Origin of the sequence: Bradyrhizobium sp., from assembly GCF_049581145.1 — a bacterium.
In the GTDB taxonomy this organism is placed as follows: Bacteria; Pseudomonadota; Alphaproteobacteria; order Rhizobiales; family Xanthobacteraceae; genus Bradyrhizobium.
In genome coordinates this window covers 1-3,996 of sequence record NZ_JBAURI010000890.1, presented here as the reverse complement: position 1 = coordinate 3,996, position 3,996 = coordinate 1, and the positions used below count along the sequence as shown (strand labels likewise).

4 protein-coding genes are annotated in these 3,996 nt (G+C 61.0%); 2 read left to right on the top strand and 2 right to left on the bottom strand.

What is annotated here, in order from left to right:
* Positions 1 to 163 precede the first annotated feature (163 nt).
* Positions 164 to 604 (bottom strand): hypothetical protein, encoded by a 441-nt coding sequence (locus WCB02_RS29145; RefSeq protein ID WP_423963253.1) that lies wholly within the window; start codon positions 602 to 604, stop codon positions 164 to 166.
* 122 nt (positions 605 to 726) lie between these two features.
* Between WCB02_RS29145 and WCB02_RS29140 the strand changes: the two genes are divergently transcribed.
* Positions 727 to 945 (top strand): helix-turn-helix domain-containing protein, encoded by a 219-nt coding sequence (locus WCB02_RS29140; RefSeq protein WP_423963249.1) that lies wholly within the window; start codon positions 727 to 729, stop codon positions 943 to 945.
* A gap of 527 nt (positions 946 to 1,472) precedes the next feature.
* Here WCB02_RS29140 and WCB02_RS29135 read toward each other — a convergent pair.
* Positions 1,473 to 1,808 (bottom strand): hypothetical protein, encoded by a 336-nt coding sequence (locus WCB02_RS29135; protein WP_423963247.1) that lies wholly within the window; start codon positions 1,806 to 1,808, stop codon positions 1,473 to 1,475.
* A gap of 891 nt (positions 1,809 to 2,699) precedes the next feature.
* Between WCB02_RS29135 and WCB02_RS29130 the strand changes: the two genes are divergently transcribed.
* The gene (locus WCB02_RS29130; protein WP_423963245.1) at positions 2,700 to 3,038 is read left to right on the top strand and encodes a DUF3363 domain-containing protein; all 339 of its coding nucleotides are present in this window, start codon (positions 2,700 to 2,702) and stop codon (positions 3,036 to 3,038) included.
* The last annotated feature ends 958 nt before the right edge of the window (positions 3,039 to 3,996 follow it).

Genomic DNA, 3,996 nt, shown 5'->3' with positions numbered 1-3,996 from the left:
ATCATGCTGTGGACCAACCTCTCGCAATCCGGCCGGGTTAGTTCAACAATGCCGATTTTTCGCAATTCGTTTTCGAGGATCGCGGCCATGATCGATATGATACGCATTTGCCTCGTTCCTCTCCCGGCGCACTTTGCACAGAAGCTTGTCGTGCATGCGGGGATTACTCGTGGTCTCTGAAGCTGCGATAAAGCAATGGTGTGTGGGCGACGTCGCAAACTGCTTCGATCAGGAAACGTACGGCCCTTGTATCCCAATCAATCCGATCGATGGGCACTTCCCAGTACTGGGATAATACATACGCGGCGTGGCGCGCTTTCACGCCCAAACCCGCTAATGTATGCGCGGGCGTCTCCATGATCGCCCGTTCGATAGAATCGAGACGGGTAAGGATTGCCTCGACCTCCCTCGTGAAAATTTCGCAGCCAGCTTCTCCACGGCCGATGTCGAGTTCTGCGGCCAGGGCGTGGAATCGCTTCTCAAGATCCAGCAGGGCGGCGTCGCTGTGTCGCGCGCCTGTCTCGGAATGCGTCGTTGTAACGGCATCAGCCCCCGAGGGGGCAGCCGCTTGGAAAGAAAGGCCGGCCTCCTGCTTATCCGCCATTTATTTTGTATCCGGTAAACGCAAACCGTTAGGAAAAGACGAATAGCGTTTAAAATCGCGGGTGTCAACGTTTTTCGTGGCTGGTAGACGGAAAACGTGATTTACACTGAAATGGCGCATGGATGACCCCCGATCAATCTCGGGCAGCCCGCGGACTGCTCGACTGGTCTCAAGCCGAATTGGCGGCTCGGTCAAACCTGAGCGAGAGCACCATCCGCGACTTTGAAAAGGGCCGACGGATTCCTTCGATCAACAATCTGGCCGCTATTCGCCGCGCGCTTGAGGCGGCCGGAGTGGAGTTTATCGATGGCGACCAACCCGGGGTCCGATCAATACGTTGACGATAGATGTTTCGAAGCAAACACGTCCTTGCCCGACCATTTGTGCACGCTTTGAAGCCGCCGGCGCGCGCCCGTCGACTGAGCCTGCTACGGACGGCGCCTCACCCGACCGTCCACCGCCGCCGGTCAAGCGGTAATTGCGCCGTGCGCGGTTAGCTGCGCGACTTATTGAGGCCGGGCACTTGGATGGAGAACTCCCGCCAGTCAATTTCGTTGCCCGATTCTTCCAGCTAATCGCGCCAATCCGCAGCGCACGTGGCGAAAGATCGCACGCGCTGGGACATATTCGGCGTCCCCCATACCACCTGTTCGTCGCCTCCGCGTGCATGCTCTAGACGGAAGTTGCGTCTGCAACTTCCGTCTAGAACGTCCGAAGCGCAATCGGACCGCTCTCTGTGCGCACGCTGTGGCGATTGCGCCGAGGCGCCTGGGTCGCTTCGGCGAGTGGTTCGTCGATGGCCGCTCCCACGCTTTCCGGCGCATTTTCTGCAGATCTTCCGCACTCACCGGACGGCGCGCTCAACGCATCAAACTTGGCGTCCGAGAGATCGTGTTTCCGGCAGTAGTGTTCCCGTGTCCAGCGCGCTCCGATACGAGGCCGCAACGTGGTTCGACCAGAACGGGTTGTCGGCGTCTTCCCGGAAACGACGAGACATCAAAAGACGCGCACGATTCGCACGCTTACGTAGGAGGAGAGTGATGGCAAGATAAAGCGGGTTTCCCCGCTTCCGGAACGGTGTTCCTAAGTATTTGTCTGCACATTGTTTGAGGTCGGTTTTCGACGTTTCGTCGAACTTTGGCGAGCGGCGCTTTTCCCGATTATCGTTCTGTTTCAATGCGCCGAGAGCCATCGCCTGCGACATGCCGCAAATCGGAGATGGCCGCGTGCTCGCCGGCGCGGGTATTTCTACGCTCCATCACGCGCACGGCGTTTCTGGCCTTGCGCGATCACGTTCGACTTCCAATCGTCGTCCGATGGCGCGCAACGAGGATGACTTTCGCATACGTCCGGGTAACGTCCGCGACCGTGGCGGCGGGCAAGAAACCTCCCGCTCTATCGGCCCGGCGCGTGGACGCCCGACCAGCTTCGTCGGTGAGGTTCATCGGGCGATCCAGCACGCTGGCGGCAATCCCAACCGCGACCCCGGCACCGGGAAGGGAGGTGGCCGGTTCAACGCGCGGGGCCGTGGGTGCGGCAACGGCGTTGAAACTGAAGGATCGGAATGTGTGGAGCAGGGCGCGCACGCGGGCGCGGCGGGTGGCGGTGAAGGCCCGCGTCGTGAAGGCGAACTTGCGGGGCGGAGCTGCCCGCGGACGGCAGTTCGTTGGCGCCAAGGCCGTTGATGCACACCTGCGTTACCCTGAACGGAAGGGCGTAACAAAGGATGTTACAAAAGGCCAAGTCTATTCCGCGGAGCGTGACGCGGAGGATGGCCATGCTTTTCTGACGCGGGCCCGGGAAGACCGGCATCAGTTCCGCTTCATCGTCTCCGCCGAGGGACGACCGGAGCTGTCCGATCTACGCACCACCGCCCGCGACCTGATGCGGCAGCAGAAGGCACCTCCGGACCGAGCTCGACTGGATCGCGGTCGATCACCACAGCACAGAACATCCGCACACCCATATCCTCCTGCGCCGCGTCACGGAGGACGGCACGACCCTCAACATCGCCGGCGACTGCATCGCCTACGGCACCCGCGAACGCTCCAGCGAGCTCGTTACCCGGGAACTGGGACGGCAGACCGAGTTGGAGGTGACGAAGCAGCTTAGGCGAGAAGTGGACGCCGATGACTTTACCCGGCTCGACCGGATGCTGATCGCCGAGGCAGCAGGGCAGGGAGTTTTCGGACCTGCGTCCCGACCAGGACATGCGCGACACCTTCCGCCAGAACCGTGCTGCTTGATCGAGCGGGCGCGTAAGCTGGAGCGCATCGGGCTGGCGGCAGAGGTCGAGACGGGCAAATGGATGGTGTCGCCCAAGGCCGAGCCTGTGCTGCGGGAGCTTGGGGAGCGCGGCGACATCATCAAGACCATGCACCGGCGTTGGAACGCGAACGGCTGGCGGAGGACCGCCATCCCGCACAGTACGTAGTGCCACCGAGCGCATCGACGGCCGCGTGCTCGAGATGGATGCTACCCTCGCCGAGGACGTTGGCCGAGCTATGATCGCAGCGGCCGGTTCGGCCCCTCCGCCGGGGCCGCGCGCTTCGAGCGCTAGCCGTGGCATTGGGTGTGGAGCCCTCCGACCTGCTGAAGCCGACCGGCTGAAGTGGGCAGTCCGTAAGACGATTGTTTGTGCGAACAGTCCCACAAGAAGATGGCCAACTATTAGTCCGCCCTCGGGCAGCAAATCTCTTTGCAAGCGTCTACTACAGTTCTCACCGGGAACGCCGCAAAAATTCCCTGCGTTCGGGACACAACCGTCGGAAAGGCCGGACCATCGGTTGGTCGTCGAAACTGTACAGCGCCCAAGCTCCCCAGGGCACGCTGACGGGCCCTTGTTCGTTTGGGCAGCCGTCTTAAAGAGTCTCGGAAAACAATGAAGCCATTTTTCCCCAAAAGATTTCCTAATCCGTTGAGTTTGTTGGCTTTCCCCGCTTCCTAGGGAGTGGCGCGGTGCCAAGTGCGTTGAACTCTGTCGCCTGATATGGCGGCCGCGGTAAAGCCGAGCAGCCACGAACCGAGTCTTGCCGTGAATGCTATTTGGCCGCAGAAGAAATGGGATAGGCGGGAATTCCGACGCTCACGGTCTGAATCTGCCTCCTCTTCTGCTCCTCACTGACGGAATCGTCCTGCAGTTGGTCTTCAACATCGCGGCGGGCAAATAACCCCGCGCACTTAAATTGATGGCCCACCCCGGTGGTTCTGAGCACGGTATCTGATGGGCAGCGGGGCATCGCCCTCACTGAGTGTGAGCGGCGGAGCGCGGCGATCAGGTGGGGGTTGACGGATCGAGCTGATCGACGAGCTTGTGGAAGACGGCCTCGAAGTCGGGGTCGTAGCTGTCGGGGTTGGCTCGAATGAAGTCGATGACTTTGCGGTAGCAATCA

Coding starts and splice junctions, on each gene's coding strand:
- WCB02_RS29135 (WP_423963247.1), bottom strand. CDS start 1,808: ATGTCGCAGGCGATGGCTCTCGGCGCATTGAAACAGAACGATAATCGG.
- WCB02_RS29145 (WP_423963253.1), bottom strand. CDS start 604: ATGGCGGATAAGCAGGAGGCCGGCCTTTCTTTCCAAGCGGCTGCCCCC.
- WCB02_RS29140 (WP_423963249.1), top strand. CDS start 727: ATGACCCCCGATCAATCTCGGGCAGCCCGCGGACTGCTCGACTGGTCT.